General features: G+C 70.1%; 42 protein-coding genes. 35 read left to right on the top strand and 7 right to left on the bottom strand.

The annotated features are described in order from the left end of the window. Positions 1–251 precede the first annotated feature (251 nt). Entirely contained in the window at positions 252–2108 is a 1857-nt protein-coding gene (locus ACGFT1_RS15290) for an acyl-CoA dehydrogenase (protein WP_373909441.1), read from the top strand. A 137-nt stretch (positions 2109–2245) separates the two neighbouring features. Here ACGFT1_RS15290 and ACGFT1_RS15285 read toward each other — a convergent pair whose 3' ends face one another. Together ACGFT1_RS15285 and ACGFT1_RS15280 are read right to left on the bottom strand one after the other, a co-directional pair. Then, positions 2246–2452 (bottom strand): hypothetical protein, encoded by a 207-nt coding sequence (locus ACGFT1_RS15285; protein ID WP_373909440.1) that lies wholly within the window; start codon positions 2450–2452, stop codon positions 2246–2248. Positions 2453–2538: 86 nt separating this feature from the next. Beyond that, entirely contained in the window at positions 2539–3009 is a 471-nt protein-coding gene (locus ACGFT1_RS15280) for a helix-turn-helix domain-containing protein (RefSeq protein ID WP_373909439.1), read from the bottom strand. A 142-nt stretch (positions 3010–3151) separates the two neighbouring features. Between ACGFT1_RS15280 and ACGFT1_RS15275 the strand changes: the two genes are divergently transcribed. From ACGFT1_RS15275 to ACGFT1_RS15190, 18 genes are all read left to right on the top strand, one after another. Then, entirely contained in the window at positions 3152–3490 is a 339-nt protein-coding gene (locus tag ACGFT1_RS15275) for a multiprotein-bridging factor 1 family protein (RefSeq protein ID WP_373909438.1), read from the top strand. A gap of 182 nt (positions 3491–3672) precedes the next feature. Then, on the top strand, positions 3673–4671 hold the full coding sequence (locus ACGFT1_RS15270) for a YqaJ viral recombinase family protein (protein ID WP_373909437.1): 999 nt from the start codon (positions 3673–3675) through the stop codon (positions 4669–4671). Next, entirely contained in the window at positions 4671–5609 is a 939-nt protein-coding gene (locus tag ACGFT1_RS15265; RefSeq protein ID WP_373909436.1) for a recombinase RecT, read from the top strand. Before ACGFT1_RS15270 ends, ACGFT1_RS15265 begins: the two co-directional genes overlap by 1 nt. Positions 5610–5832: 223 nt before the next feature. Further along, the gene (locus tag ACGFT1_RS15260) at positions 5833–6558 is read left to right on the top strand and encodes a hypothetical protein (RefSeq protein WP_373909435.1); all 726 of its coding nucleotides are present in this window, start codon (positions 5833–5835) and stop codon (positions 6556–6558) included. Positions 6559–6667: 109 nt separating this feature from the next. Then, complete coding sequence (locus ACGFT1_RS15255; RefSeq protein WP_373909434.1) at positions 6668–7111, top strand: hypothetical protein; 444 nt, start codon at positions 6668–6670, stop codon at positions 7109–7111. After that, positions 7108–7314: a hypothetical protein gene (locus ACGFT1_RS15250; RefSeq protein WP_373909433.1), complete on the top strand. Its 207-nt coding sequence runs from the start codon at positions 7108–7110 to the stop codon at positions 7312–7314. The genes ACGFT1_RS15255 and ACGFT1_RS15250 overlap by 4 nt, the downstream gene beginning before the upstream one ends. Next, entirely contained in the window at positions 7311–7541 is a 231-nt protein-coding gene (locus ACGFT1_RS15245; RefSeq protein WP_373909432.1) for a hypothetical protein, read from the top strand. Before ACGFT1_RS15250 ends, ACGFT1_RS15245 begins: the two co-directional genes overlap by 4 nt. After that, the gene (locus tag ACGFT1_RS15240) at positions 7541–7888 is read left to right on the top strand and encodes a WhiB family transcriptional regulator (protein ID WP_373909431.1); all 348 of its coding nucleotides are present in this window, start codon (positions 7541–7543) and stop codon (positions 7886–7888) included. Before ACGFT1_RS15245 ends, ACGFT1_RS15240 begins: the two co-directional genes overlap by 1 nt. Positions 7889–8137: 249 nt before the next feature. Beyond that, complete coding sequence (locus ACGFT1_RS15235; protein ID WP_373909430.1) at positions 8138–8434, top strand: hypothetical protein; 297 nt, start codon at positions 8138–8140, stop codon at positions 8432–8434. Between the two features lie 128 nt (positions 8435–8562). Then, positions 8563–8691 (top strand): hypothetical protein, encoded by a 129-nt coding sequence (locus ACGFT1_RS15230; protein ID WP_373909429.1) that lies wholly within the window; start codon positions 8563–8565, stop codon positions 8689–8691. 76 nt (positions 8692–8767) lie between these two features. Continuing rightward, on the top strand, positions 8768–9082 hold the full coding sequence (locus ACGFT1_RS15225) for a helix-turn-helix domain-containing protein (RefSeq protein WP_373909428.1): 315 nt from the start codon (positions 8768–8770) through the stop codon (positions 9080–9082). A 129-nt stretch (positions 9083–9211) separates the two neighbouring features. Further along, complete coding sequence (locus ACGFT1_RS15220; protein ID WP_373909427.1) at positions 9212–9751, top strand: hypothetical protein; 540 nt, start codon at positions 9212–9214, stop codon at positions 9749–9751. After that, positions 9748–9870: a hypothetical protein gene (locus ACGFT1_RS15215; protein ID WP_373909426.1), complete on the top strand. Its 123-nt coding sequence runs from the start codon at positions 9748–9750 to the stop codon at positions 9868–9870. Before ACGFT1_RS15220 ends, ACGFT1_RS15215 begins: the two co-directional genes overlap by 4 nt. A gap of 54 nt (positions 9871–9924) precedes the next feature. Further along, positions 9925–10950 (top strand): hypothetical protein, encoded by a 1026-nt coding sequence (locus ACGFT1_RS15210; RefSeq protein WP_373909425.1) that lies wholly within the window; start codon positions 9925–9927, stop codon positions 10948–10950. Between the two features lie 21 nt (positions 10951–10971). Continuing rightward, complete coding sequence (locus ACGFT1_RS15205) at positions 10972–11247, top strand: hypothetical protein (protein WP_373909424.1); 276 nt, start codon at positions 10972–10974, stop codon at positions 11245–11247. Continuing rightward, entirely contained in the window at positions 11244–11468 is a 225-nt protein-coding gene (locus tag ACGFT1_RS15200; protein ID WP_373909423.1) for a hypothetical protein, read from the top strand. Before ACGFT1_RS15205 ends, ACGFT1_RS15200 begins: the two co-directional genes overlap by 4 nt. After that, entirely contained in the window at positions 11468–11701 is a 234-nt protein-coding gene (locus ACGFT1_RS15195) for a hypothetical protein (protein WP_373909422.1), read from the top strand. The genes ACGFT1_RS15200 and ACGFT1_RS15195 overlap by 1 nt, the downstream gene beginning before the upstream one ends. Continuing rightward, the gene (locus tag ACGFT1_RS15190; protein WP_373909421.1) at positions 11698–12099 is read left to right on the top strand and encodes a hypothetical protein; all 402 of its coding nucleotides are present in this window, start codon (positions 11698–11700) and stop codon (positions 12097–12099) included. The genes ACGFT1_RS15195 and ACGFT1_RS15190 overlap by 4 nt, the downstream gene beginning before the upstream one ends. 13 nt (positions 12100–12112) lie before the next feature. On the opposite strand, the gene ACGFT1_RS15185 is transcribed toward ACGFT1_RS15190, so the two are convergent. From ACGFT1_RS15185 to ACGFT1_RS15175, 3 genes are all read right to left on the bottom strand, one after another. Then, entirely contained in the window at positions 12113–12595 is a 483-nt protein-coding gene (locus ACGFT1_RS15185) for a hypothetical protein (protein ID WP_373909420.1), read from the bottom strand. Between the two features lie 134 nt (positions 12596–12729). Further along, complete coding sequence (locus ACGFT1_RS15180; protein WP_373909419.1) at positions 12730–12897, bottom strand: hypothetical protein; 168 nt, start codon at positions 12895–12897, stop codon at positions 12730–12732. A 122-nt stretch (positions 12898–13019) separates the two neighbouring features. Beyond that, positions 13020–13406 carry a helix-turn-helix domain-containing protein gene (locus ACGFT1_RS15175; protein ID WP_373909418.1) on the bottom strand — a complete coding sequence of 129 codons (387 nt, stop codon included), beginning with the start codon at positions 13404–13406 and terminating at the stop codon, positions 13020–13022. Between the two features lie 444 nt (positions 13407–13850). Here ACGFT1_RS15175 and ACGFT1_RS15170 point away from each other — a divergent pair, with 444 nt between their 5' ends. The 6 genes from ACGFT1_RS15170 (at position 13851) to ACGFT1_RS15145 (ending at position 17496) form a co-directional block, all read left to right on the top strand. Then, positions 13851–14081, top strand: a complete 231-nt coding sequence (locus ACGFT1_RS15170; RefSeq protein ID WP_373909417.1) for a hypothetical protein — start codon at positions 13851–13853, stop codon at positions 14079–14081. Positions 14082–14181: 100 nt separating this feature from the next. After that, positions 14182–14688, top strand: coding sequence for a hypothetical protein (locus ACGFT1_RS15165; protein WP_373909416.1), 507 nt, complete (start codon positions 14182–14184; stop codon positions 14686–14688). Further along, the gene (locus ACGFT1_RS15160; RefSeq protein ID WP_373909415.1) at positions 14685–15572 is read left to right on the top strand and encodes a hypothetical protein; all 888 of its coding nucleotides are present in this window, start codon (positions 14685–14687) and stop codon (positions 15570–15572) included. The genes ACGFT1_RS15165 and ACGFT1_RS15160 overlap by 4 nt, the downstream gene beginning before the upstream one ends. A gap of 34 nt (positions 15573–15606) precedes the next feature. After that, positions 15607–16026, top strand: coding sequence for a hypothetical protein (locus ACGFT1_RS15155; protein WP_373909414.1), 420 nt, complete (start codon positions 15607–15609; stop codon positions 16024–16026). Positions 16027–16082: 56 nt separating this feature from the next. Then, a complete protein-coding gene (locus ACGFT1_RS15150) occupies positions 16083–17120 on the top strand; it encodes a hypothetical protein (RefSeq protein WP_373909413.1) in 1038 nt (345 codons plus the stop codon). Between the two features lie 55 nt (positions 17121–17175). After that, positions 17176–17496: a hypothetical protein gene (locus tag ACGFT1_RS15145; RefSeq protein ID WP_373909412.1), complete on the top strand. Its 321-nt coding sequence runs from the start codon at positions 17176–17178 to the stop codon at positions 17494–17496. Positions 17497–17562: 66 nt separating this feature from the next. On the opposite strand, the gene ACGFT1_RS15140 is transcribed toward ACGFT1_RS15145, so the two are convergent. After that, a complete protein-coding gene (locus ACGFT1_RS15140; protein WP_373909411.1) occupies positions 17563–17793 on the bottom strand; it encodes a hypothetical protein in 231 nt (76 codons plus the stop codon). Positions 17794–17846: 53 nt separating this feature from the next. Continuing rightward, positions 17847–18185, bottom strand: a complete 339-nt coding sequence (locus tag ACGFT1_RS15135) for a hypothetical protein (RefSeq protein ID WP_373909410.1) — start codon at positions 18183–18185, stop codon at positions 17847–17849. Positions 18186–18355: 170 nt separating this feature from the next. Here ACGFT1_RS15135 and ACGFT1_RS15130 point away from each other — a divergent pair, with 170 nt between their 5' ends. From ACGFT1_RS15130 to ACGFT1_RS15085, 10 genes are all read left to right on the top strand, one after another. After that, positions 18356–18565 carry a hypothetical protein gene (locus tag ACGFT1_RS15130; RefSeq protein WP_373909409.1) on the top strand — a complete coding sequence of 70 codons (210 nt, stop codon included), beginning with the start codon at positions 18356–18358 and terminating at the stop codon, positions 18563–18565. Between the two features lie 71 nt (positions 18566–18636). Beyond that, positions 18637–19329, top strand: coding sequence for a hypothetical protein (locus ACGFT1_RS15125; protein ID WP_373909408.1), 693 nt, complete (start codon positions 18637–18639; stop codon positions 19327–19329). Between the two features lie 29 nt (positions 19330–19358). After that, positions 19359–19700 carry a hypothetical protein gene (locus tag ACGFT1_RS15120; protein WP_373909407.1) on the top strand — a complete coding sequence of 114 codons (342 nt, stop codon included), beginning with the start codon at positions 19359–19361 and terminating at the stop codon, positions 19698–19700. Between the two features lie 139 nt (positions 19701–19839). Next, complete coding sequence (locus ACGFT1_RS15115) at positions 19840–20184, top strand: hypothetical protein (protein WP_373909406.1); 345 nt, start codon at positions 19840–19842, stop codon at positions 20182–20184. 19 nt (positions 20185–20203) lie between these two features. Beyond that, positions 20204–20728: a hypothetical protein gene (locus tag ACGFT1_RS15110; RefSeq protein WP_373909405.1), complete on the top strand. Its 525-nt coding sequence runs from the start codon at positions 20204–20206 to the stop codon at positions 20726–20728. 68 nt (positions 20729–20796) lie between these two features. Beyond that, entirely contained in the window at positions 20797–21852 is a 1056-nt protein-coding gene (locus ACGFT1_RS15105) for an N-6 DNA methylase (RefSeq protein ID WP_373909404.1), read from the top strand. Positions 21853–21975: 123 nt separating this feature from the next. Next, on the top strand, positions 21976–23511 hold the full coding sequence (locus ACGFT1_RS15100; protein ID WP_373909403.1) for a hypothetical protein: 1536 nt from the start codon (positions 21976–21978) through the stop codon (positions 23509–23511). Between the two features lie 28 nt (positions 23512–23539). After that, positions 23540–23731, top strand: a complete 192-nt coding sequence (locus ACGFT1_RS15095; RefSeq protein ID WP_373909402.1) for a hypothetical protein — start codon at positions 23540–23542, stop codon at positions 23729–23731. Between the two features lie 128 nt (positions 23732–23859). Continuing rightward, the gene (locus ACGFT1_RS15090; RefSeq protein WP_373909401.1) at positions 23860–24468 is read left to right on the top strand and encodes a hypothetical protein; all 609 of its coding nucleotides are present in this window, start codon (positions 23860–23862) and stop codon (positions 24466–24468) included. Positions 24469–24603: 135 nt separating this feature from the next. After that, positions 24604–25287: a hypothetical protein gene (locus ACGFT1_RS15085; RefSeq protein WP_373909400.1), complete on the top strand. Its 684-nt coding sequence runs from the start codon at positions 24604–24606 to the stop codon at positions 25285–25287. Positions 25288–25539: the final 252 nt, after the last annotated feature.

The following is a 25539-nucleotide window of genomic DNA, read 5'->3' as shown; positions in this document are numbered from 1 at the left end:
GCGAAGGCGCGTATGTGGGTAAGCCGCGGGTGGTCGGCCGGCGCGATGGCCGCTCCTCGTCCCGCCTTCGCCTCGGTTCCGTCCTCCCATGGCGTCGTTCTCAGGGAGCGCTCTGGTCAGCACCTCTGAATCGAGGACGGGCGCACGCGTCTGAAGCTTGAAGCGTGGGTAGGTACCCGCAGTTCCAGGCGACGGAATCGTGGGAATGATCACGCTGAACCGTGCGAGCGGCATGTAATAGCGTCCGCTGCATGACCTCGCGGACGCGCCCTGAGCAGGACCATCATGTTGCGGCAGACCTTACCCGAGCACTTTTCGAAGGTCAGTTCGACGAGATTCACAGGCCCTGGCGTGACTTCTTCAGCACCAGCACCTTCCACCATCGCGAGCTGCCGCGCGAAGAACGCCTGGTGCTCAGCTACGAACGCCTGCGCCTCCTCAACAAGCACGTCCTGGACAGCCCCCACAGCCCCGAGGCCATCGCTCAGGATCCGACACGGCTCACGGCCCTGCATGAGTGGGTAGGGCCCGTCGACCCAGGACTAGGCACGATCCTGACCATCCACTACAACCTGTTCCTGGGCAGCCTGACGAACTTCGAGGATGCGAACAGTTACGACCTGCGCCCATTCGTGGCCATGGAGCGCACCGGCGTCTTCCTCTGCACGGAAGTCGACTACGGGAACAATGCCCCGCAGTTGGAGACCACTTGCGTCTGGGATAGCGGCAGTGGCGAGTTCGTCCTGCACACGCCGCGACCCGGAGCGGGCAAGTTCATGCCCAATACCAGCTCGACCGGCGGCCCGAAGACGGCCCTGGTCGCGGCTCGCTTGCTCGTCGACGACCGGGACGAGGGCGTCCACCTCTTCCTGGTCCCACTTCACGATGAGACGACCGGAGAACCTCTCGCCGGCGTCTCCATCGAACGCCTGCCTCAAACAGCAAGCGCTCCCCTTGACCACTGCGTGACGACCTTCACCCACGTCCGTCTGCCGTACGAGGCGATGGTGCAGTCCGAGCACGGCCGACTGACGCCTGACGGCGTATACACCAGCAACGTCGGAGGGGCCCTCAAGCGGTTCCTCAGCTCAGTAACGCGGGTTACCGACGGCAAGTTGTGTATGCAAGCCTCCGCCCTGGGGACCACCCGCCACGCCCTGACCATCGCAGTCAGGTACGCCCACACCCGGCACACCTCCAGCGGAACCAGGGGCGGCAGTGTTCCGCTGTGGCATCACCGAAGCCACCACGCGCCCCTACTCGAAGCCCTGGCCACCACCTACGCCGCTACATTCCTTCACCGTTCCGCAGTCCGTTCGTGGGAGCAGGCCACCACGACGACGGAACGCGCCGACGCCGAACGACTTGCGGCCATCACCAAGGGGTGGATCACCTGGCGCGGCCGCGAGGTTATGGACGAGGCCCGTCACAGCTGCGGGGCCCGCGGTCTTTTCGAGGCCAATGGCATCGCATCCCAACGTGCGGCCATCGAAGGTGCCATAACCGCAGAAGGCGATAACAGGGTCATATGGGTCAAAGCTGGTATGGAACTGGTGATGGGTCACTTCGAGCGCGCAGAGTTTGAGGGCTCGGGCTTCGGCGACCTGGACAACCCCGAGTACCTTCAGCGCCTACTCGGACACGTCGCTGGAATATGGTTCGAGCGTGCTGGTGAACGGCTCCGCCCGTCTAAGGAGCGTGAGGAAGGGGCGGACGCAGGTGGGGGCATCGGACCACCCCGCTCGCATCGTCGCAGTCCCCGCCCGGGCGGAATTCTGAAGCGGACTGTCCTGCCCGCCACCGAGCTGGTCGACGCCCACGCTAGTTTCCTGGCGGCCCAGGAGCTGTTGTCGGCTGCCCGACAGGCCCAGCATCCTGAGGCCAGGCGCCTTCTCCATCTGCTCCACCGGTTGTTCGCGCTGCGTCGCCTCTTTGCCCACAGGGGGGACCTCCAAGCGCACGGGCACCTGAGGGCTGACCAAGTCCTGTCGTGGCACGACGCGATCGAGGACGTGATCGACGACCTTGAGCCCCACGGCCTGCTCCTCGCTAACGCACAGGCCGTTTCGGAGGCCCTTCTCCTCAGCCATCCGATCATGGCTGGTTGACCTCGCCCCATGCCCGGACCCGACCCTCGGCCGCGGGCCTCGCTTGCACTCACCGCTGCCGGGAGTCCGTTCGCCGAGGAAGGGCGCTCCGCGGTCGCCGTGGATGACGGGTGCGGCCCGACGGTAATGAACCGCTGTCAAATCGGTTCGTCGCCTGGGTTGTCGTCCTCCGAAGGGGGTTCGACGGGCTGCTGTGCTGCCTGCTGAAGAGCCAGGATCTTCGCGGCCGTGACCTCGGCGCGCAGCCGGGTTATCTGCTCCTCATGGCTCCGGTGACCCCGGTAGATAAGGACGATCCCCAGTATGGCGACGCCGAGGGCAGCTGTCAGTAGTGCGTCTGTCACTCGTACCCCCGTGCGCGTGGACTCGAATGTGACACGCCGTACGTAGCCTGACGCAGGGGTCAGAGGTCTACGAATCTGTTACAGCGTCAGCCTGCGCGTCGACGCCGGGACTGGCGACGTGTCACCTCCTCGGCGGGAGCGGCGGGCGCGGCCTGTGTGGCCAGTCCCACGCGCCGCAGAACTTCCTCCTGTGCCTCGGGTGGCAGGCCGGCGAGCAGCGTGGCGATCGCGTCGACCTGCGCACTCGAAGCGGGCCCCGCTACCGGGTTCGCCCCTCCTGCCTCGGCGAGCAGCTCTGCTGCACCGGCGCGGCCAGCCTCTCGTAGCTCGTCCGGCGTGACGCCAACTGCTTGGGCCATGTCGGCGAGGGTGTCGTCCGGCGCCGTGACGGGCGCGCGGACGCCGCCGATGGTCTGGTGGCCGTTAACGATCGCGCGCCACCAGGTGTCACTGACCCCGGCTCTTCGAGCGGCCTCGCGCCCGGACATGCGGGTCCGGCGGAGTGCCTCCTTGAGCAGCAGCGCCTCGGGGGGCGGCGTTGGGTTCTGCGCATCCATAGCGCGCAGGTTCGCACAAGTACGCACCACTGCGCCACTGAGACGCACACAGTGCCTGCAAAGTGGCCCACAGTGAGTGTGACTGACGTCACAACTGCGCAGTACTGCGCACACTACGCGACACTACGCATAGACTGTGTGCATGAACCACACTCCTATGCGACGCCGTAAAGGCGCGCCTTTCCATCACAGTCCGGAGGCGGTGACGAGCGCGCGCGAGAACGCAGGGCTCACGCAGAAGTCCCTGGCGGAGACGTGCGGGTTCAGCGTCCAGCTCCTCTGCGACATCGAGGCCGGCCGACGTAACGCGACCCCCGAGAAGCTCCGCGCCATGGCTCGCGTCCTGGGCTGCCGGGTCGCTTCCCTGCAACCGCGCCAGGGCGTGACCCGCCTCGACGACGAACCGCCGGCGGCCGTCAACGGGCAGAAGTCCCGCCTCGCCAATGAGCCGGTTTCGGTCACCGGACGGCAGGCGTCGTGAACGCCCCCCCAAACGACAAAGCCGTCGGGCTGCTGTCACAGCCCGACGGCCACAAACGGACCCACGTAGGAGAAGGAACGTTGTCGCAACAGGCTACCCAACCGTGGAGCCCGCCTACAGCCACCGCGGCTGACCTGGCGTACGGGGCACCGACCGCGCGGCTGATCCTCCCGGCCGGCGAGATGGACGACCCCGAGTACAAGCAGCGGTGGGACGAGGTCCGCCGGAGCGGCATCGGCGGGTCCGAAGTCGCGAAGATCCTCGGCCTCAACAAGTACGCGGGCCCGCGTCACGTGTACGAGGAGAAGCACGGCCGGCCCGTCCCGATGGACGCGCAGCTCAGTGGGTACGCCGAGGTCGGTCAGGAGATCGAGCACTTCATCGCGTACATGTTCACGAAGCGCACCAGCATCCCGGCTGTGCCGACGCCCGGAACGCTCGCGAACGTCGACCGCCCGTGGATGCGGTCGAATGTCGACCGGTACGCCCTCGACCCTGAGACCGGCACGGTCGACGCCCCGGTGGAGCTGAAGAACCGCAGCGCCTACCAGCTGGACGACTGGGAGGACGGCGTGCCCGACGCGCCCGCGCTCCAGGTCCACTGGAATATGGCCGTCGGCGGCTGGTCGTACGGCTGGGCCGTCGCCCTCGTCGGCGGGAACACCCTGCGGTATCACCGCATCGAGCGGGACGAGGAACTGGTCGCGACCCTGATCGACGTCTGCGGCGCCTGGTTCCAGCGACACGTCATCGAGGGCTACCCGCCGCCGGCCGACGGCTTGGAAGCCACGAAGGAACTCCTCGGCCAGCTGTGGCGGGTCAAGCCGACCGATGTCGTCGAGGTGTCCCGGGCGAAGGCGGAGAGGCTTCGCAAGCGGCGCGCGTCGCTGATCGCCCAGATCGAAGAGCTGGACGAGCAGAGGACGGCCGTCGAGAACGAGATGCGCCTGATCTGCGGCGGCAACGCGAGCGTCGCGGAGGTCGAAGGCAAGAAGGCCTGGTCGTACGTCGCCAACGGAACTTTCTCCCCGAAGCGCTTCGAGCAGCACTATCCGGTGCTCGCCTCCATGTCCCGGACGACGAAAGAGGTCCTGGATGTGGAGCTGATCAAGGAGAAGTACCCGACCGAGTACGCCGAATGCTGCGCCCGGGTGCTGCGCGTGCCCAAGAAGGAGCTGTGATGGCCCTGTCCACCCTGAAGGACCGTGTCCAGGCGCGGGCGGCGGCCGTCGCCAGCGGCGAGGAATTCCAGCACAACCGTGCCGATGAGGAGACGCCCGCCGGCCACGGTCACGACGTCGAGCAGTTCCGCGCCGCCATCCAGGCCGCGCTGCCGAAGCACGTCAGCATCGACCTGTTCATCGCGGCGCTGCGTCCTGTCCTGCCGAAGCTGCGGCAGTGCACGCCGGCGAGCGTTCGGCAGAGCGTCATCACGGCCGCCCGGTTCGGACTCGTCCCGGACGGCCAGCAGGCGGTCATCACCGCCGACGACCGGATCGCGACCTTCCTCGCTACCTACGAGGGCTGGGTCGAGCTGATGTGGCGGTCCGGCATGGTGAGTTCGGTCATCGCCGAGATCGTGTACGAGGGCGATGAATACGAGTTCGTGCCGACCGCCCCGGTCGGTCAGGACTTCGTGCACAAGCCGGACGTGCTGGCGAGGGGCAAGGGCCGGAAGCCGCTGTTCGCGTACTGCTTCGCCTGGTTGCCCGGCGGCGCTCGGTCAAAGGTCGCGATCGTCACCGTGGCGGAAGCGGAGGAGATCCGCGACGAGTTCTCCAAGGCCTACCGGCGGGCGGAAGAAAGCGGCGAGAAGAACTCGCTGTGGCACCGGTTCTTCGACCGGATGTTGCTGAAGACAGCGATCCGGCGGTCGGTGCGGTTGATCCCGAAGTCGGCTGAGTTGCGGGCCCTGATCGCGGTCGAGCAGGCCGCCGAAGATGGCAGGCCGCAGATCCTGGCGACCATCGACCCGGAGACGGCCGCTCTGGAGGCGCGGGGCCGCCGGGCGCGTCGGGCGGCGGAAGGGTCGCCGGACGTCCCGACGTTGCGGCTGCCGGTGAAGACGAGGGGCCGGACCAAGCCGCGCTCGCGTCGCCGCGACAGGAACAAGAGGTAGCCGTGTCGGCCGCTTGGCGCCGGGCTCGCGCATGGTTCGCGGGCCCGGCCCCCGCCCCGGCTCCCTCCCTTCTGGCGCTGCCCGCCCTGTGGGCCGAAGGCCGCGCTGACATAGCTGACTTCGCTACCTGCCCGCGCGAGCAGCGCTGGCGTCCGCACGCAATGCGCGCGGACGGCTCCCGGCAGTGCTTCCGCTGCGGACACGAGACCCCAGGACAGAACTCATGACCCAGACCTACGACGAGCCGTTCGGGCCGCTGTACGAGCGTCCGGTGTCGGCTCCTTGCCCCCACTGCCCCTGCTGCGCAGCCCAGCTGTGCGAGAGGGGCCGGACCAGCGTGGTGCAGTGCCACGGCCAGCGATTGGCGGACCCCACCATGGCGGCCGTCGTCGCCTCCTGCCCCTGCTCGGCGGAGACGACGCGAGGAACGCACGCGTGGCGCCGCGCGCAGATCCGCGCGGTGAAGCAGGCGACCGAGCAGCCGCTGCCGATGGAAGCGGAGTACGTGCTGCGGGCCCTCGCCGGCGGCGAGAGCTTCCTGGACCCCACCGATGAGCTGCGCGGGCTGCGCGCCCGGCGGTACGCGGACGGTGAAGAGGACGCGTGGCGGATCACGCTCCTGGGCCGCCGGTATCTGCTCGCGCTCGAAGAACCGCGCTACAGCAGCGCGGTCTACGTCAACTCGGTCGACGTGAAGACACGGACGGCGCAGGTCGTCGTCCTCGGCTGGCACATGGAGCGCGAAGTCACCGTTCTCGCTGACTACCTCGCGCAGGCCACGGACCTAAGGCTGACCGACCTGTCGGGCCGCTACCTGGACGCGAAGGTCAACCTCGGTGCGGTCCACCCCGACGACCTTGTGCTCACCCGCCTCCAGGTGCCCCAGCCGATCACTGACACCTACGGCACCGTGCGCCCGCTGTGGATCGGGAAGGACGGTCCCCGGTGAGCGGCGAGCAGCGGCAGGCCACCGCGAGTGGCGGCGACGGGGACCGCTGCCCCACGTGCTCGATGCCCGCCACCAGGTGGAAGGCCCGGAAGAAGCCGGAGGTGAAGCGATGACGACGGTCGTCGAGATCAGCGACGAGCAGATACTGCGTGCGCTGCTCGCCGGGGATGACGTGTCGGACCGGTCCGTCGCCCAGCGGTTCGGGATCAGTGATCGGCGAGTCAGCGCGGTGCGTAAGCGGGTGGGGTTGCCCGCGTACACGCGTGGCCGGCGCCCGACGTACCGCTCGTGGATGGAGGCGTTCACGAAGCAGTCGGAACCCGTGGCGGGCGGCCACCGGCGGTGGACCGGTACACGGGAGAAGTGCGGGACGCCCGTGGTCCGGTACCGGACGCGGATCGAGACCGCGTACCGGGTCGCTTTCCGGCTGCACAACCAGCGTGAGCCGGTAGGGAACCTGACCCGGTCGTGTGAGATTCCGGGCTGCGTCGCCGGAGAACACCAGCGGGACCGGATCATGCGCGAGGCGCTGAGGGCCGGTGACGCGACGTGAGTCTTTCGGGGTTTGCCACCTGGGACCGGGGTGTCGACGTGGTCGCCGTCGAGCGGGTCTTGGAAGGGTCGCTGCCGTACACGGTGCTGGAGCCGGAAGAGCTGCGGTACGCGGCGCGGCACTCGTCCGCGCCGGCGCGCCGCGTCGCGAAGCTGCTCGGCGTCACGGAGAAGACCGTCAGCAACTGGCGGGCCGAGGGATGACGGCGGCCCTCAACGTCCTGATCTGGATCGCCGAGCACCTCGGTTGGTGGTGGCTACTGTTCCTCACCCCTGGCATGGCCGCGTGGGCGTGGGCGGCCCTGCGGCCGACGGGCAGGCACCGTCGGCCGTGGTCCGGACCGTCGGCTGAAGCGACGGCGCCCAACGTCGACCGCGACACGCTCGCGCTGCCGCGGCTGACCTGCCCCAGCGGGGAGGCCACCGACTGATGCATCGTCCGAGCCGCTACACGCCCTACACCTTCATGCGCGCCGCGCACTGGTCCGACCAGGCTGCCTGCCGGGATCAGGACCTGACCATCTTCTACCCGGAGGACTTCCCCGCTGGCCTGGTGCTGATGGTCACCAGGGAGGCGAAGTCAGTGTGTGCTCGGTGCCCAGTCATCGAGGAGTGTCTGAAGGCAGCGATGGCGCGCTCCGAGCCCAACGGTGTCTGGGGCGGCTTGGACAAGGACGAACGCCGGATCCTGCGGCGGCGTGAGCAACGGCGCCACCGCCGGGCCGCCCGCAAGCAGGGAGGCGGCGATGACGCGGAAGCGGCGGCCGGGACCGGCTGACAACCTGCCCGCGAGCGGGGTCCTGGATTGGTCCGACTCGAAACGCCACTGGGCCCAGCGACCCCGGCCGTGCCGGTTCTGCAAAGGGCCGACCTGCCTCCGCGACGAGGAAGGCCGCCCGTCCCACAAGACCTGTGCGGAGACGCACCGGGCCCGCAAGCAGGCGCACGCCGAGCAGGAGTATGCCGCGCGGGCCCACCTCGGAGACCAGCGCGCACTGGACGCGCACAGCACATTTGGAGCGGACTGATGAAGAAGATGATCGGCGTGCTGGCAGCCCTGGCGATCACCGGCGCCCTGTCAGCGGCCGGGTGCGAGCCCCCGGACGACGACTGCGACGCCCGGGGCTCCGGGATCGAGCTGACCGCCGCGCACACAGGAAAAGGCGGCGGATCCAGCAGCAGCGGCCGGTTCGGCAACCACCGCAGCACCGGCCGCAGACCAATGCTGACCAAGCCGCGCGGCAACTCGCCCACCCGCAAGACGCCCAGCGGGCACAGCACCAGCCGCCACGGCCACGACTGGTTCAACTGCGACGACGACTGACCGTCGCACGCCCTGACCACTCTCCCGCGGGCCGAGTGCGGCGCCCCCACGCCACGGCCCGCCCCGGGGCCCGCCTCGCCCCCACGGGCGGGCCCCGGCCCCCTCCCACGCACGTGAAAGGCGGTGCCGTGAAGGCGTTCCGGAAGTTCATAGTCGGCCTGTCCTTCGGTCTCGCGACCTGGGGCATGACCGCTTTCGTCCCGGTCATCGGCCCGTGGTCGCCCGTGCTGGGCCTGGCCGTCGCCCTCGTCCTGTGAACCTGACCCCTCGCCCGCGCCGGGGCCGCCACTGGGGGCCCGCCCACCGATCCACCAATGCAGAAAGGTTCCGCCCGTGTCCGTGGACATCGCTGCCCTGTACGAAGAGGGCCTGGGTATCCGCAGCGTGGCCCAGAAGATCGGCTGTAACTACTCGGCTGCTCGACGGCAGCTGTTGGCCAACGGGGTGACGCTCCGCCCGAGCGGTGGCCGTCCGCTGGAGGTCGATACGGTCGCCGAGTACCTCGCCGGCCTGTACAAAAGCCAGCTGAGTCTCCGCGCCATCCAGGCCCGCACCGGCTACGGCTACGACTTCATACGGAGGCGCGTGCTCGCCGCCGGTGTCGAGCTGCGCGACTCGCAGGGACGGCCCCGGAAGGTGGTCGTCTGATGGAGATAGAGCCGGAAGAGTTGGGCAACCTGACGATGCTGGCCCTGGCTCTGGTCATCGTCGCCGTCGGCACCGCAGCTTTCAGGGGGGCCGCCGGTGCGCGATGACGAGATCAGTGACGTCCGGTACATGGACGCGACAGTCCTGCGGGTCACCCCCCTGCGCGAGGCCGTTGTCCCCGCCCACCCGTGGGCGATGACGTACCAGCTCGATGCGTCGATCCTGTTCGGCGTCTGCATCGAACCGCGATCGTCGTTCGGCCCGCTGGTGAGGGCCGCGAGCCATGGCCTGACCTGCGCCCTGCTCGCTGAGCGGGAGCACCCGCAACGCCACGACGTGCAAGCCGTCGCTCAAGGTCTCTGGCAGCGGCGTCACATCGGTGCCGCAGTTGAGGTGTGGGGCGAAGCCGAGCCCGGGTCGTGGTGGTACGCCCTGGTCCCGTGGTGGTTGCACGAATGGGACACCGCGGTGTGGCCGCTGGGAGGGCTGGAGGACCGCCAGGCCTACGCCGTCGGCGAGTGTTGTCCGGTGGATGCGTACGACTGGCCGGCCCCAGCTCCGCTGCGGTACCCGCACTCCGTGGAGCCGACCACCCAGCTCGTGTACGCCAGGACGCCGATCGAGCCCCCAGCAGCCGGTCTGCCGCTTTTCACCGGGCAGGTGACGTGATCCTCGTCGGCTTGTACCTGTTCACCGTCGCGACCTGGACGGCCGGCGTCCTCGGGCATGCGGCAGTCCTGGGCTCCGTCGCGCGCAGCGTGCGGGGGCGGCTGCGCGACCGCCTCTGACCCAGTTCCCCGCCCCCGCCGACACTTCCAGCACTACCTTCTGAAAGAGGCACCGTGGACGCCACCGAGCACAAACAGTCGGTGCGCAATGCGTGGATCAATCGCCTCCGCGACGAGGCGCTGCGGATGCGCCGTGTGGAGGTATCGAAGTGTGTGCAGATCGGCATTCTGATCGGCACGTACGCCGATGCTGACGGCACGAACGCCTTCCCCAGCGGCAAGACACTGGCGGCCATAGCCGGGTGCACCGAGGAGACGGTCACACGGTGCGTGAAGGTGTTGATGGCGGTGGGGCTGCTTCGCAGGAAGCGGCGCCCGAACCAGTCGTCGATGTACCTGCTGCTGCTACCGATGGGCAAACGGGTCCCGTGGGAGGAACACCTCCACCTCTACACGGACACCCGGCAGGCCCGGCGGAAGAAGGAGTTGAAGGAGAAGGGGATAGCGGAGGCGTTGGCCGGCCGGGAGTCCGGTGCGGGCGAGCCCCGGAACCCGTTCCGGGACGGGGTTCCGGACACCGTTCCCGCCGGGGGTTCCGGACAGTCCGGAACCCGTTCCGGAACGGGGGGCGACACCGTTCCGGAACGCGGTCCGGAACCCGTTCCCGCCGGGGGGGACCAGTACAGCCCTACCAGAGGTAGGGACCCGGAACCTGACCAGACTCGGCTTGGCTTTCCACCTCAGCCACAGCCGCGCGCGGGCAAGGTCCTCGAGGACGTCGGTCGATCGGCGGGGGAGGACGACCCGGCGATCGGCGACTGCGAGGTGTGCGGGACGCCGCTGGTGCGTCCCGGGAAGCGCTGCTCCGTCCACCGGGAGCCCCAGGGCCGCCGCAGACCTCGTGAAGGGCGGGCCAAGCCCGTACAGGGCCCGCTGCTGTTGCCGGTTCCCCGTACCCCCGACGAGCCGCACGGGGCCGCCTCGCCGCCCCTACAGCCGACCAGACCAGACCCCTTGGCGCCGCTGCGGACCTGCGCATGCGATCGCGACTTCCGTCACCGCTCCCCGACCGCCCGCTGCCCCGACTGCCTGTACGCCGAGCAGGCCGAGGCGGCACGCCGGCGCCTGTTCGGCGCCTGACCCACCCGAAGGAGAAGCCCTGTGGAACCCGACACGCCACGCCCGTCCATACCGCTCCTCGAAGCCGTCGTGGCCGCATACGACGCCGCGGTCTCCCACGCCACCAGTTGCGGCACGTGCTGGCCCGGCATGCTGTACGCGGACATGTGCCCCGACGGTCAGCGCGCAGCGATCGCCGGACTCGACGCCGTGAAGCAGTGCCGAACGGTGGCCGGACACCTCGTCGTGCGCCGTTACCTCGGCTGCGGGGAGCGGCTGGAGCGCACCCTGCGGCGCGAGCACAGGACCAGCCTGTGAACACCCGCTACCGCAATGCCCGAGCCCTCGCCACCGCTGCGTTCTGCCTCGGCTTCGCCGGCTTTGCCGTCGCCGCCTGGTCCGCCATCACGGTCGGCTTCGGCCGAGGCGACTACCTTCCTCCCTTCGCGTACCTGCTGTGCGGTGCAGCCGCCCTGGCCTGGGCGTCGAGGCGGGAACGTGCTGCCGGGCACCGCGCCGACACCAACGGAGACACCTGATGCGCATCACCCTCCTGACCGGCGAGCAGGCCCGCGCCGTCGGCGCCGCCCTGGAGCGCCTCTGCACGTGGTGGCGCCGCTTCCGCGAGTCCCTGGTCGCCCTCGCCAAGAGGATCGCCGAGACCGCCCGCCACACCGTGCGACTCGCCACCCAGATACGCGCCGTCCAGGCCCGCACCGACCGGCCGGCCTGGGCCAGTCCGTACGGCCCCGCACCGAAGGGACACCGATGACCGACCGCATCCACCTGGACGACCTCAACAGCGCCCAGCTCGACGCCCTGTACGACGAGCTGGACCGGCTGCGCGCCCTCGCCACCCGCCTCGGCCTCACCGGCCCTGAGACAGCCCCTCCGGCCCGACGCTGGCAGGTCGAGGCCCGGGTCAGAGGCCGCTACGGCCCGCTCGTCCGGGACATCACCGACAGGGACCGCGCCGTCGACGCGTACCGCCGGCGCCGCAAGCAGCATCCCGACAGCGGCGTCCGTCTCGTCCAGCGGGTCACGACAAGCACCGTCGACGACCCTGACGCCACTCCGCCGGAAGCGACCGGAGCGACGGAAGCGACCGACCGGTGCATGTGGTGCGGGACTGGCCATCCCGGGAAGGTCGCTGGCTCGGGGGGACGCTGAGTCGGCCCTTCCGTCAGGCGCCCACCTTGGCCGGCGGCCCGAAGTCCTCGTGGCGCTTGTCGCCCGCGCTCAGCACGTACAGGAACGTGGCTGCGCCGTCGTGGTAGGTGATGGTCGCTCCGTACCGGACGGCGCCCGGAGCGTCCCGGTCCCGGTACAGCGTTACGGTCCTGACCTCCTCCGGTGCTGCACCCACGACGAGCCCGGCCAGGTACCGCTCGAACGTCTCCAGGTCGAGAGTCCCCGTCTCGGCAGGGTCCGGGACGGGAAGTGCCTCATGCGGTTCTCCCGTGACGGGCTGCTCGGCGTGATCATGTCTGGCGCCGTCGGCGAGGCGTCCGACGATCTGCACGTTCACCGCGGCACCCCGGCCGGTCGCTGCGATGGCACCGTGCGGCGACCGGTCGAAGCCAGCCTCGGCGTACGTGCGGGCGGTCAGACGGCCGTCAGCGTTGATGGCGTCGACGAGTAGACGCTCGAAGCGGTCGGAGCGCATGGTGGTGGGCCTTTCCAAGATCGAGACGGCCCGGCCTGCCTTCCTCGGTCGGGGCCGGAAAACAGAACCCCCGACCGAACTGCACCGGTCGGGGGTTCTGCTGCGTGGACGCGCTCGCCAACAGTACCGGCTGCTCAGTCGATGAACGAGCCGTCGCGCCGCCGCTCGTGCCTGCTCAAGACGTGCTTGCACTGCGGGCAGTGCCGGGCCGATGCGCGCTTGACGAGCAGCGACATGCCCGCCGTGCTGATGTGCAGCAGCCCGACCATCCAGTCCTGCAACCACTTCAAAATCCCGAGCATCGTGCACGTCTTGCAGTCCCGACAGCCGAACGCCATGTCTCCCGCCCCTGCCTCTCTTGTCCCGGCGGCCGGCCCCGTGCTGACCGCCGACTGGTGAACGACCAGCGCACGAGTCGGTCGCGCTACGACGTCTCGTCGCCGCTCGTCGACTCACCAGCCCCGGACGCTCCAGCGGTCCCGCCTGGTTCCGCCGCGGTCGCCGGCTTCGCCCGCCGCCCGGTCCGGGGCCGGTTCTTCCCCGATCCCGAGTAACCGCGGACGATGTCCTGCACGGTGCCGATCGAGACGCCGAGGGTATCGGCGATCTCCTGGAAGGTGACCTTCTCCGCGCGTTTTTCGAGGACCCATGCCCGCCGCGTCGCCTTCAGCGTCGGCCCGCTCTGGGACTGCACCTTCAGTACCTCGGTGATCGCCCGCGCCTGCCGGGCCGGATCGTCCATCTGCTCGATGGCTCGCAGTGCGTCGGCCACCCGCCGAGCCTCCTCCGTGCCGTCCTGTTCCTCGGCCAATCCCGCTCCTTCCACGGGGAGCCGCTTGCGCCGACTTTATGGGGTCCCATAAAGTCGCAGCAAGTGGCACCGGTGGTGCTGCTGTCCAAATGAGACGGCGCCGGGCGGAGTTGTGAGAGGCCCGCCCGGCGCCGGTCCGAGCCCCCTGAGCGACCAGGAGGACGAACATGCGCGATGGTATCCGCGCGTCGAGCGCACACGAAGGCGGACCTGGGGAGACCCGCGGCGCCGGACCCGTTGCGGGGGTGTCCCGGTGAGCCCCCGTCGGATCGACACCCGGACACCGAACCGGACCGTGACCGAACCGGCCACCGTGCGGGCCTGCCAGCGGGACCGAGGGAGCGAGCAGGACGAGGCCGCTCGCGCGGACGCGCGGGTCGGCCAGCTGGAGACAGCACGGTTCCACGCGAAGGAGTCCGCCGAGTCCGGCGGGAGGTGCCGCTGATGGGCGCCTTCAGCAGGGTCCGTGAAGCGCTCACCGGCGGCCCCCGCTACACGCCCGCAGCTGCCCCGTACGCGTCGACCCGCGAGCAGCAGAAGACGGCCCGGCGGAACGCTCGGGAGGCCGGACAGGCAGCCGGCCGCCGCGCGAGGCACAAGGCGCAGGTCGTGAAGAAGGGCGACGCCGCCGGTATCCCGTTCGACAAGAAGCGGGGCGGTCGGCGCCGCACCTGAGGCTGGGCCGCGCTTCGCGGCTTCCATGCCCCCCAGGAGAGTGGCCGCCAGCCCCTGGCGGCCACTGCGCCCCCGCCCGACCCAGCACGAAGGATCACACATGACCACACCACCCCCCATCGGTAAGACGGCATCGATCAAGGTCGACGCCCAGATGTATGACGACCTGGCGACGATGCTCGCCACCGGTATGAACGTGTCGGACGCCGTACGATCCGCGCTGCTCATCGTCGCCGGGACCTACCGGAAGGTGTGGGACGCCGGGGCCGTGCCGAACGCCACCCGTCCCACGATTGAGCGGTTCTGGATCACACGGTGTGACCCAGGTCAGTGGCCTGTACGCGGTACCGCGCAGACGACGGTTCCCACCGCCTACCGGGTCCGCCCGACGCCCGATCCCACCGGTACGACGCCCCGTCCGACGGTGGCTCACACGCGTGCGACGACCAGTCCGACAACGCGTCCGACCGACATCCCCTCGTCCTACCCGGTCCCTCCCGCCGGTGTGACCGGGCCCGCCCGCCGTCACACACCGGTACGACCGGGCCGGCCCGCAGACGCCCACTACCGCGGCTCCGATGAGACCCCCACGAGGCAGCAGGCATGAGCGACCTGGACCAGCGCGAGACGGCGTTACGCGCGGCGTTGCGTCGTCTCGGCGTCCGCCCGGCCGGCCACGCGCCCGAGGCCGACGACGGCCAGGGCGTCGACGCGGTGACCCCCGCTCCGTCGACCGTTCCGCCCCGGCCCGACTACGCCCCGACCGTCGGCAAGCCCGGACCGCCCCGCGGTGGCGCCCCCCGCCTGCCGGACTGGCGTGACCCCAACAAGCCCGCGCTGGACGCCGGGGACGACGCACCCGAACCGGCGGCGGCCGTCGCCACAGCGGACAGCGATGACGGCCCGGCCGGACCGCCCGGCACCGAGGACGAGCCCACCGAGGAGTCCGCCCGGCGCCGCCCGAGCCCGCCCAGGGCCGGGAAGGAGCCTCGCGCCGGCCACACCGGAGACCCCACTGAGCAGGGTGAAGACGACGGAGAGGACACCGGAGAGGATGACCAGGCCGCGGGGGAGGGGCCTCAGCAGGGGCGAATCGGGAGGTGGCTGCGCTCGCGCGGAGAGACCACCCGGCCGTCCTTCGCCACCCCCGCCCCGCAGTATCACGAGCCCGAGAAGAAGTCCCTTGCTGAACTCGTCCGCGAGCTGCCGCCGCACAAGAAGTGGTTGCTCTTCGCCGGCAGCGGCTTCGCGGCCGGCTGGTACTTCGGCATCCCGCAGGCCGCCCGGGACGCCACCGCCAGCATCGCTCGGCACCCGGGCCGGCTCCAGGACAACCCGGACGCCTACTTCTGGGGCTTCGTCGCGCTCGTCGTTGTCTCGCTCGACCGAGTGACTCGCCGGTCCTGGATCGGAATCGCCTGGACCACCCGCGCCCTGACCGTCTCCCTCGTCGTCGGCGCGTGGCTGCACGGCAATCCCCTGCCGCACTGACCCCGCCCACCCGCACCAAAAAGGAAGCCGAACCGTGAAGTCCGTCGTCCCTGCGATCGGGATCGTCTCCTTCGCACTCGTGCTCACCGCCGTACTGATCCTCGGCACCAAGGAGAAGAACCCGAACGCCAAGGCGAAGCCGCTCGGCTGGTGGTGGACGCTCATCCTGAGCATGGTCGCCGGGTCCGCCTACACGGCCGCCGGCTGGCCTTTCAACGTGGTGCCCCAACTGGTCATGGGAGACGGTGTCGGCCTGGTGCGCGCCACGCTGCCCGGGGCCTCGCTGCCGGGCCTCGTGCTGCTCCTGCTCGTCTTCCTGGCGTGGTTCGGGTTCACCCGTCGGCAGGTTGCCGTTGTCGGCATCATCCTGGTCCACATCATGGCGGGCGCGGGCGGCGGATTCGGCGTGCTCGCTCAGCGGATCCACGCCATAGCGCTGCACTTCGCGTCATGAGCACGGTCCCGACGCGAACGCCCGACCCGCGTGATCATGAGCCTGAGGCGGGGGAGATGGGGGACACGGTCCGCGCGCTCGTGATGCCGGACCTGCGCCCGTACGCCGACGTGAAGGCAGCTGTCACCCTCGCGCGCCGCGGCCTCACCGCAACCCGGAGACCGGCGGCCGCCGCCGGCCGTCGCATGCTGCGCGCGCTGCGCCGGCCCGTCCGCCGCACCCTGGCCGTGCTCGGCGCCGCCGTCCGGCTCATCCTGTCCGGGAGCCGGACCCTGCTTCACCTGCTCGTCGGCTGGCTCACCGGCACCTACGGGGCGAACGGCTCGGTCCTCGCCCGGTCCGGGGGAGCGGCGGTGGTGCTGCTCGGCATCGCTCACACCATCGCCGAGTACCGCACCCCGGCCGTGATCGGCGTGGCCTGGCTGTGGTGCCAAGGAGCCATCATGGCCACCCGGGGCTGGGGCGACCGGGTGCTCGGCAAGGCCTCCGGCGAGGCGACCAACGCCGCTCGCGAGGCCCTCCCGGCCGGGCCCCGGAAGAAGCTGCTCGGCTGGCTCCGCAAGACGCCCCCACCGGGCCCCGCCGAGACCCCGGCCGAGACCCCCGTGGAGACCCCCGTCGAGCCCCCGCTCACCGCCCTGATCCGGGAGCTGATCGGCAACGACAACGGGGTGCACCTGAGCGTCCTCCGCCCCGCCATGAAGGAGCGCCTCCCCGGCCTCGCCGAGGCCGACGACAAGCAGCTCAGGCAGGTGCTGATCACCGCCGGTTGGGACCCCTCTCGCACCTTCCGCGCAGGGGGCGTCGCCGGCCGCGCCGGTATCCACCGTGACCAGCTGCCCCCGCTCCCTCTCCCCGGCAGCGGCCAGGGCGCGGCACCCGCCAGCTCTCCGCCCCTGAAGAGTGGCTCTGACCTGCGGAAATCTCCGGTCGTGGAGAGTGTGGAGAGCCGCGCGGAGAGCGGCCGGAAGGCACCCCGGAAGCTGCCCGACGGGTGGACTGAGGAGGACGAGGCGCGCGGTTACCGGTGGGTGCAGCGCCCCGACGGCGGCGAGTCGTCCTGGGTGATCGAGCGCCGCGAGGGTGTCGGCTGACCGACCGGCACAGGGAACCGAACAGTCCGCATGAGGTGTGAAAGGCAAAGGAATCATGGGCCAGCCGAGGGGCGCGTCCTCCATCATGAGCGGTGACGAGACCCGAGCGAGGAGGGCGCCCGTGGGCGGGCCGTACGCGTACCGCTGTCCGCAGTGCCGGACGACGTCAGATCCGGTGGAGACGAGAGCGAAAGCGCAAGCCGAGGGCCACGAGCACCGGCATGAGTTCCATGGCGGTCACCACCCGGATGGTGAGGAGATCATCCGGGCCGAGTACGGGCAGCCGCGGTGGAGCGACATGCAGCCCTGGGAGAGGGTGGCGTCGGTCGCGATAGTCCTGGCACTGCTGGTCGGCTTGTGGGTCAAGACCGGCTGACCCGGGCACGAGGAAGGGCCGCACCCGTGGGGATGCGGCCCTTCCTGTCGTCTGCGGCCAGCCGGCTCAGGTGGTCCCGCCGTAGAAGGCATCCAGCTGGACGTTCAGCTCGGCGAGATCAGGGTGTTCTGCCACATCCCGGGCCTCGGCCGCCGTGACGGTCTCGTACACCTTACGGAAGGCCGCTCCCGCCTCGATGGCGGACGCCCTGGCGGCGTGCGTCTGTGCGGCGAGGCGATGCTTCGCTGCGGCCGTACGGTGCAGCTGGGCCCGCAGCTTGTCGGGTTCCTCGTGCATGTGCCCCCTTTCGTCTGGCCTCCAGTGTGGCAGCGGAGGGGGCGGTTGGTGGTCTACTTCGAGTCAGAGGCGGGGGCCTGGTCGCCGTCCTCCCCCGATGACGCGGACGTCTGCCGCTTGGCCTTGTTGGGCTGCCGGGGCGGGACCTGGTGCGCCTTCCCGATGATGCGCAGCGTCGGTTCCGTCCACGGCACGCTCGGGTGCGCGGCTACGGCCGCGAAGGGAAGGTCGGTGTCGGCCTTCAGTTCGTCGGCGAGCGCCTTCTGGGCTGCATGGCGCGTCGTCTCTTCCAGGTCGACGGCCGCCTCCCACGCCTTGATCGCGTCGAGGGTGCTCTGGCTGGGCTTGTATTCGGGCAGCGGCTGCTTGCCGAAGAAGGGCTTGGGTGACATACACACAGTCTTTCACGAGTCGGCTATATGAAACCGGCTGAGCGTGACGGCACGAAGCGATCCTTTTGGGTTTATTTACCTAATTCACTTATGAAACCTGGCTAGTGCAAGCCGACTTGGGCAGAATGTAAGTAGCACCACAAACCGCCCACGACAGGAAGGAAGGACCCGTGAACGACCTGAGCATCAAGCCCGGCGACCTCGTGAAGGGCGTCGCCTCCGGCAGCACCCTCGGAAGCGTCATCCAGATCCGCGTCGACCGCGAGCCCTGGTCCGGCGGCATCAGCAGCGACGGCCGCGAGCGGACCGTCCTGTGCGACCGCCGCGGTGTGCACGTGGTTGACACCCACACCATGCGCGTCCTCGACCGGGCCCAGTAGTCACTCACCCCCGCCGGCGCCGCCCGCCCACCCCGCGGGCGGCGCCCGCCACGAAGGAAAGGGAAGCGATCGTGAGCAGCAGCTACGCCGAGCGCGCTGCCCGGGAGAACCGGCAGGCCGCGGCCGCCCTCCAGCTCGGTCAGATCATTGAAGCCGTCGACACCGCCCGGACCGCCGCCGAAGAAGCCAGGCCGAAGGAGTGGCACTTCGCGAGCAGTGCGGATGCCCTGGCGGCCGTCGATCAGGACCAGGTGGCCGACCGTGACGTGCTCGTCATCGAGTCCGAGCGGGTCGTCGGGTTCGTCGTCGTCGCCATGCCGGTCGCGATCACCGAGCAGCACGGCGCCCTCCGCCGGTACGCCGCCCTGGGGCGGCCGGCTCGCGAGTACTGCGACGGCGCCTACACCGCCAGCGTCGATGTCGCCGAGCAGGCCGCCATGGAGCAGGGGTGCGCGCTCGCCGATCCGGCCGCCGCCCAGGCGGCCCGGATCGCCGCCGGCAGGCCCGTAGCCATCGAGGTCCCGCGTCTGCTCGCCGCGGTTGGTGACGTCCTGCACCAATTCGGGGCCCGCCTGCGGATCGTCGACACGGGGACTCGCGTGGCCGCCGGCGACCAGGCCGAGTGGTGGGCGCTCGTGGAGGGCGCAACCGAGGAGGACAGCCTGCGCACCTACCGCGGCCGGTGGGCCTTCGCGGTGCCCGTCGCGACCGCCGCGTGGGACGTGGTGACCGTCGAGCGGGTCATCCCGGCTACGGGCGCCTGACCATCACCGACGACACAAGGAGAGTGGCCGTGACGCAGAACTTCGAGACGTTCAAGGGTGAGATCGAGCGTGCGTTGTCCGCGTGCGGGGTGGACCCGTACGAGGCGTGCGACGTGAACGCCGCCGCCACCTACCTCGCCGAGGACCAGCACACGAACGCGCCGGACGACTTCTGGACGGTGGTCCGCCGCTACCGGCGCACGCCGGGCCGGGAGGCCGCCATCGCGCGCGCGGTGCTCATCGACGACCTGGAGCTGGCGCTGACGGGGGGTTGCCCGCACTGCGGGCTGGAGGCCGACTGGATGTGCGCGGCCTGCGGGCTCTGCAACTGCGACCGGCACGACCGGTGCAAGCGACCCGGCGGGCAGTAGGCGAGGGAGCCGCAGGCCGCTGACCTGCGGTTTTCTTTGTCGTTCTTTTATTGAATTGACTTGTCAAAACTGGCTAGGGCAAGTCGATTCAGAAAGAATGAAGACAGTTCAAACCACCACACACCACAGGAGTACGGACATGCGCGGCACCAAGGTCACCACCGGACACGGCAGGTGCCTGAAGTGCCGCCGCCCGCTCCGCAAGCCGTCCCCCGACGGCTACGGCCCGAAGTGCCGCCTCAAGGTCCGCCGCAACGCGCGCACCGACACGGCCAGCCCGAAGTGGCAGGTCGCGAAGGCACTCGAACTCCTGGAGCTGGGCGCCGTCGTCCCGCTCCGCCAGAACCGGATCTTCCTGATCGTCGCCGACGACGGCATGGAGATCTATCGAACCGCAGCCACCGGCCAGTGCAACTGCCCGGCCGGCCTGCGCTCCATCCGCTGCTACCACGCCGTGGCCGCCCAGTACGTGGCCGCCGCCTGACCGCGAAGGAGAACCGCTCATGTCCGCCTACCAGCACACCGCCCGCCGCCTCACGCACCTGGCCGCCCTCGTGCGCACCCGGGCCTACCACCCGCAGCGCTACATGGTCGAGACGCTCGCGAGCGCCATCGACTTCACGGCCGACATCATCAGGGACCACCCGCTCGCATCCCCCGAGACCCCGGAGGTTTCCCCGGCGGCAGAGGCCGCCCTGCGGGAAGTGACGGACCTGCTCGCCCAGTACGACTTCATGATCCCGGCGTGCATCATCGACTACGCGACGGCCCCGCTGACCGGCGTCATGCCGACGATGCAGCCGCTCCAGGCGATCAATGAGCGGTTCGCCCAGCGCGATGCCGACTTGCGTGCCCGGCGGACCGCCATCGTCGAACACGGTCACCTCAACTCGCGCGACGACGAGGTCCTGGAAGCGGCCCTGGACGGGCTGATGATCCTGCACCGCAAGCACGCACGCCTGGCCGGCGCCGTCGCCGCCGACAACGCGCGCCCCTGCAACCGCAGCAAGGCCGCCGCCCGCAACTGACCCCCACCCTCCCCGCGCCCGGCACCCGGTGGTGCCGGGCGCCGTTCATGCCCACACGGAGGCAAGCCATGGAGCAACTCGACCTCTTCGCCGACCTCGGCGAACCCGAAGCGCCGACCCCCGAGAAGACGATCACCCTGCCCAAGCCCACCGCCGGCCAGTACGCCACCCCGGCGGCCAGGCGGCCCCAGCCGCAGCAGCCGGCCCTGATCCCCGAGGCCCCGAGGAAACCGACGCCGGAGTTCGCCATCCGGCCCACCGACGGCCTCACCTTCGGGGAGTCGGTGTCCACCACCTGGCACCGGGCCCACGGCGGCAACCGCATGGAGATCCCCCTCGGCATCGTCGCGACCCTGGCCCTGTGGCCGCAGAAGGGCCTCCCGCGGACCCTGGCGGGGTTCTTCAAGGGCCTGGACGCCCAGCAGGTCCTCGCCTGCGTCCGGGAGGTCGCCGCCTACTGGTGGATGCGGCGGCCCGACCTGATCGACACCGCCTCGGTCCTGTTCAGCTGGGCGGACGAGGAGGACCGGTTCACCAAGAACGAGCTAGCGGCGATCCTGGCCACGTGGCGGGCGGCGCTGGACCATCACGTCCTCGACCACACGGGGCACCTGGACCCGGCGTGGAACACAGAGGTCGACCTGATGTCCTGGACGGTGACCGCCCTGCGGCACAACGCGGCACGGCAGGGCCTGGGCGAGTACCACACGCCCCCGGAGGTCTGCGACCTCATGGCCGCCCAGATCATCGGCCGGGACCCCGAGGCGGTCAGCGATGGCATGTCGTTCCTGGATTGCTGCGCCGGCACCGGCGGCATGATGCGGTCCGCCGTCCAGCTCATCCGGGGGTGGGGCAAGGACCCGGCGCGCATGACCTGGTTCGCTCAAGAGATCGACCCTCTCGCCGCCGCCGGCTGCGCCGTCAACTTCATCGTGTGGGGGATGGGCCCCAGGGCCCTCGTGGCGTGCGGCGACACGCTCGCCGAGGGTGATCTGTGGAACCGGGCCGTGGAGCATCGTCGGATCATGGTCGAACGCCGGGACGACGTCGCGGCCAGCATGGCGATCGTGCGCGCGGTGCACCAGGTCGAGCAACTCGTCTCCGGGCGCAGCGAAGCCGCCTGACCTGCGGCTTTCTTGCCCGTTCTTTTGCCTAATCGGCTTGCCAAAAATGGCTAGGGCAAGCCGATTAGGAAAGAATGAGCGTAGTTCAACCCCCACCCAACCCGCGCGAAAGGAAGATCCCGAATGGCCGCCGCACCTCACTCCGCCGCGATCGCACGCGTCCTGCGCTCCCTCGGCCTCACCCAGGGCAAGGGCTGCGACTTCCGCGTCACCGGCGATTACCGCAACGGTGAGCGCATCGGCACGTTCGTCGCCGTCCTCACCCGCCACGCGGACGAGGTGATCGCCGAGCACGCTGACGAGATCGAGCGCCTGTCCGAAGAGGCCGGCTGGCCGTTCCGCGTGTCCGTCCGGTACCACAAGGACCGCCCGATGGCGACCGTCGCGAACTACGGCGGCCGGGTCCGCAAGGAGCCCCCCGCGCGCGCCGAGACCGTCGAGGCCGCACCCGTGGTCGACGCCGAGTCCGAGGTCGTCGAGCCCGCGCGCGAGAAGCAGGGCGAGCGACCGGCGATCGTGCCCGCCACCCTCGCGTGGCTGTGGGCCGACGACCACAGCGCCTCGATCTGCTCGCCCCTGCGTGACATGATCCGCAGCAAGGAGTGCGACAAGTACGGGCGGCCGACGAAGGCCGCGTTCGAGCGGATCGCGGCCGAGCTGAACGCGCTCCCCGCCGAGCCGGCCGCGCTCGCACAGCTGTGGGCCGACGACCATCAGGCCCCGGCCTGCTCGCCCCTGCGCGACATGATCCGAGGCGACGAGTGCGACGACGGCCAGCCCGAACCGGCAGCGTTCGAGCGCATCGCGGCCGAAGTCCGCGCCCTGGCCCTCTCGGTCGTCGAGCCCGAGATCGACGGGCCGCGCGCACTGCCCCCGGCCAAGCCCGTGGCCGACGAGGTACCCGCCCCGAACCCGTTCGACCGGGCGACGGAACGGCTGCTCCACCGGGAGCAGGCGAAGGCCCTCGGCTGGTCCACCGGCCAGGCCGAGCTGGTCGCCGCCGCGGCCGCCGGCCAGCTGTACCGGGACTTCGGAGCCGTGCTGCGTGTGGTGCCCGTACCCGGGCACCCCGGCTGGGTGACGTCCATGCACCGGCTCGGCCCGCTCGTGGAGGCCGGGTTCCTCGCCATCGGCGAGCCCGACGCCACCGGCCGCCGTGCCGTGCGCGTCACGGTCGACGGCCGCCAGGCCCTCACGGTGTGGAAGTGGTGGCGGCCGCAGCCGCAGGAGAAGACCCACAACGAGGAGGTTGAGCGGCTGCGGCCCCTGCTGGGCGGGGAGCAGGCCCGCCGGCTTACCGAGCGCGCCCGCGAGGAGGAACGGCAGCGGCGGCAGGGCAAGACCGAGTTCTGGAAGGCCATGCAGGCACTGCACGCCTGGGAGGTCCGCGAGGACCTGATGTGGGCGGCGTGGGCGAAGGTGCACGGCATCCGCTTCAAGTTCACGCGGCGCACGGCCGGGTGGGTGCCGACTGCCGAGGAGATCGCCCAGCACGGCCTGGACGACGAGGTGGTGGCCCTCCTGCGGGAGGACGCCAAGAACCCGCAGCCGAAGCCCGAGCTGCCCAGCGGCAAGGACCCCGAGCGCGAGGAGCTGCCACCCCTGGAGCCCGACGACCAGACGCCCGAGCAGCTCGGCCTGTTCGGCGTGGCCGGCTGACCGACGAGAAGCGGGAGGGAGCGCAGGAGTGGCGACGAAGGCGATGGACGAGATGGTGCGCGCACTACGGGCGCAGGGAGCCAAGGTGACCCGGAAGGGGCAGAAGTGGCGGGTCACCGCGCCCGGCAAGCCCCTGGTGTTTCTGCCCGTGGCGGATCCCAAGCGGCAGGGCGTGGAAAACAAGCGGGCCGACCTGCGGGCGAAGGGCTACCAGGTGTAGAACGTGGGGCTGCGACCTTTGACACTTCTTTACCTAATCGGCTTGTTAAAACTGGCTAGGGTGAGTCATTTCGGACAGAATGAAAGTAGTTCAAAACATACCAACCTGCCTGGAAAGGACGGACCGCCATGAGCGCCCTGCCCGCCTACATCACCACCGCCCTGCGCTTCGCGCCCGACGACACCCTCTGCAAGGGCGACCGGTGGCAGAGCGGATGTGCCGCCGCCGACGGCGAAGCCGCCTTCGCCGTCCACACGTACGAGGGGCGGCACTACTGCGCGTACCACTCGCCGTTCGACAATGCGTACGTGCCCTGCGAGAGCTGCGGTGAGAAGCCCGCGCCGAACCGGGCCGAGACCGAGCCGGTGTGCGCCGACTGTCAGAGCGCGGCCCCCGGCGGCGAGGAGCCGGTCCCCGCCCAGGAGCCCGCCGACCACGTCTGCGACGAGGCCGAGGAGCGGGCGCTGTACGCCCGCTACGTGGACGACGGCCTGGCTGACACCGACGGCTACTTCGCCCCGATCGGCTTCGAGGCCTGGCAGGCGCACCGCCACCGGGCGATCGGCTACGTCGAACCCGCCGCGGAGGACTGCACGACGACCGTCTGCAACGCCCCGCAGGCCGAGCGAGTCAAGTACTGGAACGCCGGAACCCGGTGGAAGGTGATCCACACCTCGGTCTGCCGCGGCTGCTACGAGGTCCGCAACGCCGCCCGTCGGGCCGTGAAAGCGGCCTGACCTCCCGGTCTCTGAGCTGCGGTTTCTTAGAAGTCTTTTTGCCTAATCGGCTTGTCAAAACTGGCTAGGGCAAGTCGATTCGGGCAGAATGAAAGTAGTTCAAAACACACCACCTGCATTGAAAGGGAGCAAGCCGTGACCGTCAGCCTCGCCCAGGTCTTTGAGTCCCTCGCCCTGTCCGCCACGGAGCGCGAAGAGGCGGCCCGTACCCGGCTGGCCGCCTGCCTGACGGACCTTGCCAAGGGCGTCGACACCAGCCTGGTGCGGACCGCCATGGAGACCGCCGCGGAGGCCCTGCCGTACAAGCAGGTCCTGAAGGACGCCGAGACGGCCGGCATCCACGAGGCCCTGGCCAACATGCGGAAGGGCCTGACCCGCCAGCTGCTGACCCGCGCGCTCGGCTCCAGCACCTGCCAGATCCGCAACGAGGCCGCCCGCATGGACGCGGAGGCCGCCCAGCGCTTCCTGGCGAACACGGACGGCCTGCTGGACCACTTCCCGCAGGAGGCTGTCAAGGAAGTCGCCCCGGAGGCGGAGGCCGCCCCGGAGTCGGCTGAGACGGCCACCCCGATCGAGACCCCGAAGGTGACCCCGGCGCAGAAGCGCACCCTGGAGGCCATCCGGGACAACGGCGTGAAACTCCAGGAGCTGAAGGTCGGCCAGGCGCTCGTCCAGGTCGAGCGCGGCGAGAAGCCCCGCCGAGACATGGTCGAGTTCGTCATCGAGCGGACCTGGGCCGAGGCGGACACCAGTCGCTCCCTGTACGCCGGCCAGCCGGTTCGCCTGACCGCCATGGGCGAGGCGATCCTCTCCGCCTGACCGGCAGGCCCCGCGGCCCGGCAACCGCCGGGCCGCCCCACCGCGAGCGCGGCCGCGCGGCGAACGAGGCGAGGGCCGCGATGGTCCGCGTGGCAACGTGCGCGGGCTGCTGGCAGGTGCCCGCCGGCAACAACGTCTACGGCTGCTGACCTGCGGTTTTCTTAGGAGTTCTTTTACTTAATTGGCTTGTTAAAATTGGCTAGGGCAAGCCGACTAGGAAAGAATGAAGATCAGTTCACCCCACCACCTAAG

It is taken from the genome of Streptomyces sp. Y20 (assembly GCF_043195475.1).
Taxonomy (GTDB): Bacteria; Actinomycetota; Actinomycetes; order Streptomycetales; family Streptomycetaceae; genus Streptomyces.
This window is presented reverse-complemented; position numbering and strand designations above follow the sequence as displayed.

Bases quoted from the DNA above. Each gene is read 5' to 3' on its own strand.
- ACGFT1_RS15290 (WP_373909441.1), top strand. From the start codon at position 252: ATGACCTCGCGGACGCGCCCTGAGCAGGACCATCATGTTGCGGCAGAC.
- ACGFT1_RS15280 (WP_373909439.1), bottom strand. From the start codon at position 3,009: ATGGATGCGCAGAACCCAACGCCGCCCCCCGAGGCGCTGCTGCTCAAG.
- ACGFT1_RS15275 (WP_373909438.1), top strand. From the start codon at position 3,152: ATGAACCACACTCCTATGCGACGCCGTAAAGGCGCGCCTTTCCATCAC.
- ACGFT1_RS15270 (WP_373909437.1), top strand. From the start codon at position 3,673: ATGGACGACCCCGAGTACAAGCAGCGGTGGGACGAGGTCCGCCGGAGC.
- ACGFT1_RS15265 (WP_373909436.1), top strand. From the start codon at position 4,671: ATGGCCCTGTCCACCCTGAAGGACCGTGTCCAGGCGCGGGCGGCGGCC.
- ACGFT1_RS15260 (WP_373909435.1), top strand. From the start codon at position 5,833: ATGACCCAGACCTACGACGAGCCGTTCGGGCCGCTGTACGAGCGTCCG.
- ACGFT1_RS15255 (WP_373909434.1), top strand. From the start codon at position 6,668: ATGACGACGGTCGTCGAGATCAGCGACGAGCAGATACTGCGTGCGCTG.
- ACGFT1_RS15245 (WP_373909432.1), top strand. From the start codon at position 7,311: ATGACGGCGGCCCTCAACGTCCTGATCTGGATCGCCGAGCACCTCGGT.
- ACGFT1_RS15240 (WP_373909431.1), top strand. From the start codon at position 7,541: ATGCATCGTCCGAGCCGCTACACGCCCTACACCTTCATGCGCGCCGCG.
- ACGFT1_RS15235 (WP_373909430.1), top strand. From the start codon at position 8,138: ATGAAGAAGATGATCGGCGTGCTGGCAGCCCTGGCGATCACCGGCGCC.
- ACGFT1_RS15220 (WP_373909427.1), top strand. From the start codon at position 9,212: ATGGACGCGACAGTCCTGCGGGTCACCCCCCTGCGCGAGGCCGTTGTC.
- ACGFT1_RS15195 (WP_373909422.1), top strand. From the start codon at position 11,468: ATGCGCATCACCCTCCTGACCGGCGAGCAGGCCCGCGCCGTCGGCGCC.
- ACGFT1_RS15190 (WP_373909421.1), top strand. From the start codon at position 11,698: ATGACCGACCGCATCCACCTGGACGACCTCAACAGCGCCCAGCTCGAC.
- ACGFT1_RS15185 (WP_373909420.1), bottom strand. From the start codon at position 12,595: ATGCGCTCCGACCGCTTCGAGCGTCTACTCGTCGACGCCATCAACGCT.
- ACGFT1_RS15180 (WP_373909419.1), bottom strand. From the start codon at position 12,897: ATGCTCGGGATTTTGAAGTGGTTGCAGGACTGGATGGTCGGGCTGCTG.
- ACGFT1_RS15170 (WP_373909417.1), top strand. From the start codon at position 13,851: ATGGGCGCCTTCAGCAGGGTCCGTGAAGCGCTCACCGGCGGCCCCCGC.
- ACGFT1_RS15165 (WP_373909416.1), top strand. From the start codon at position 14,182: ATGACCACACCACCCCCCATCGGTAAGACGGCATCGATCAAGGTCGAC.
- ACGFT1_RS15160 (WP_373909415.1), top strand. From the start codon at position 14,685: ATGAGCGACCTGGACCAGCGCGAGACGGCGTTACGCGCGGCGTTGCGT.
- ACGFT1_RS15150 (WP_373909413.1), top strand. From the start codon at position 16,083: ATGGGGGACACGGTCCGCGCGCTCGTGATGCCGGACCTGCGCCCGTAC.
- ACGFT1_RS15145 (WP_373909412.1), top strand. From the start codon at position 17,176: ATGGGCCAGCCGAGGGGCGCGTCCTCCATCATGAGCGGTGACGAGACC.
- ACGFT1_RS15140 (WP_373909411.1), bottom strand. From the start codon at position 17,793: ATGCACGAGGAACCCGACAAGCTGCGGGCCCAGCTGCACCGTACGGCC.
- ACGFT1_RS15135 (WP_373909410.1), bottom strand. From the start codon at position 18,185: ATGTCACCCAAGCCCTTCTTCGGCAAGCAGCCGCTGCCCGAATACAAG.
- ACGFT1_RS15115 (WP_373909406.1), top strand. From the start codon at position 19,840: ATGCGCGGCACCAAGGTCACCACCGGACACGGCAGGTGCCTGAAGTGC.
- ACGFT1_RS15110 (WP_373909405.1), top strand. From the start codon at position 20,204: ATGTCCGCCTACCAGCACACCGCCCGCCGCCTCACGCACCTGGCCGCC.
- ACGFT1_RS15105 (WP_373909404.1), top strand. From the start codon at position 20,797: ATGGAGCAACTCGACCTCTTCGCCGACCTCGGCGAACCCGAAGCGCCG.
- ACGFT1_RS15100 (WP_373909403.1), top strand. From the start codon at position 21,976: ATGGCCGCCGCACCTCACTCCGCCGCGATCGCACGCGTCCTGCGCTCC.
- ACGFT1_RS15090 (WP_373909401.1), top strand. From the start codon at position 23,860: ATGAGCGCCCTGCCCGCCTACATCACCACCGCCCTGCGCTTCGCGCCC.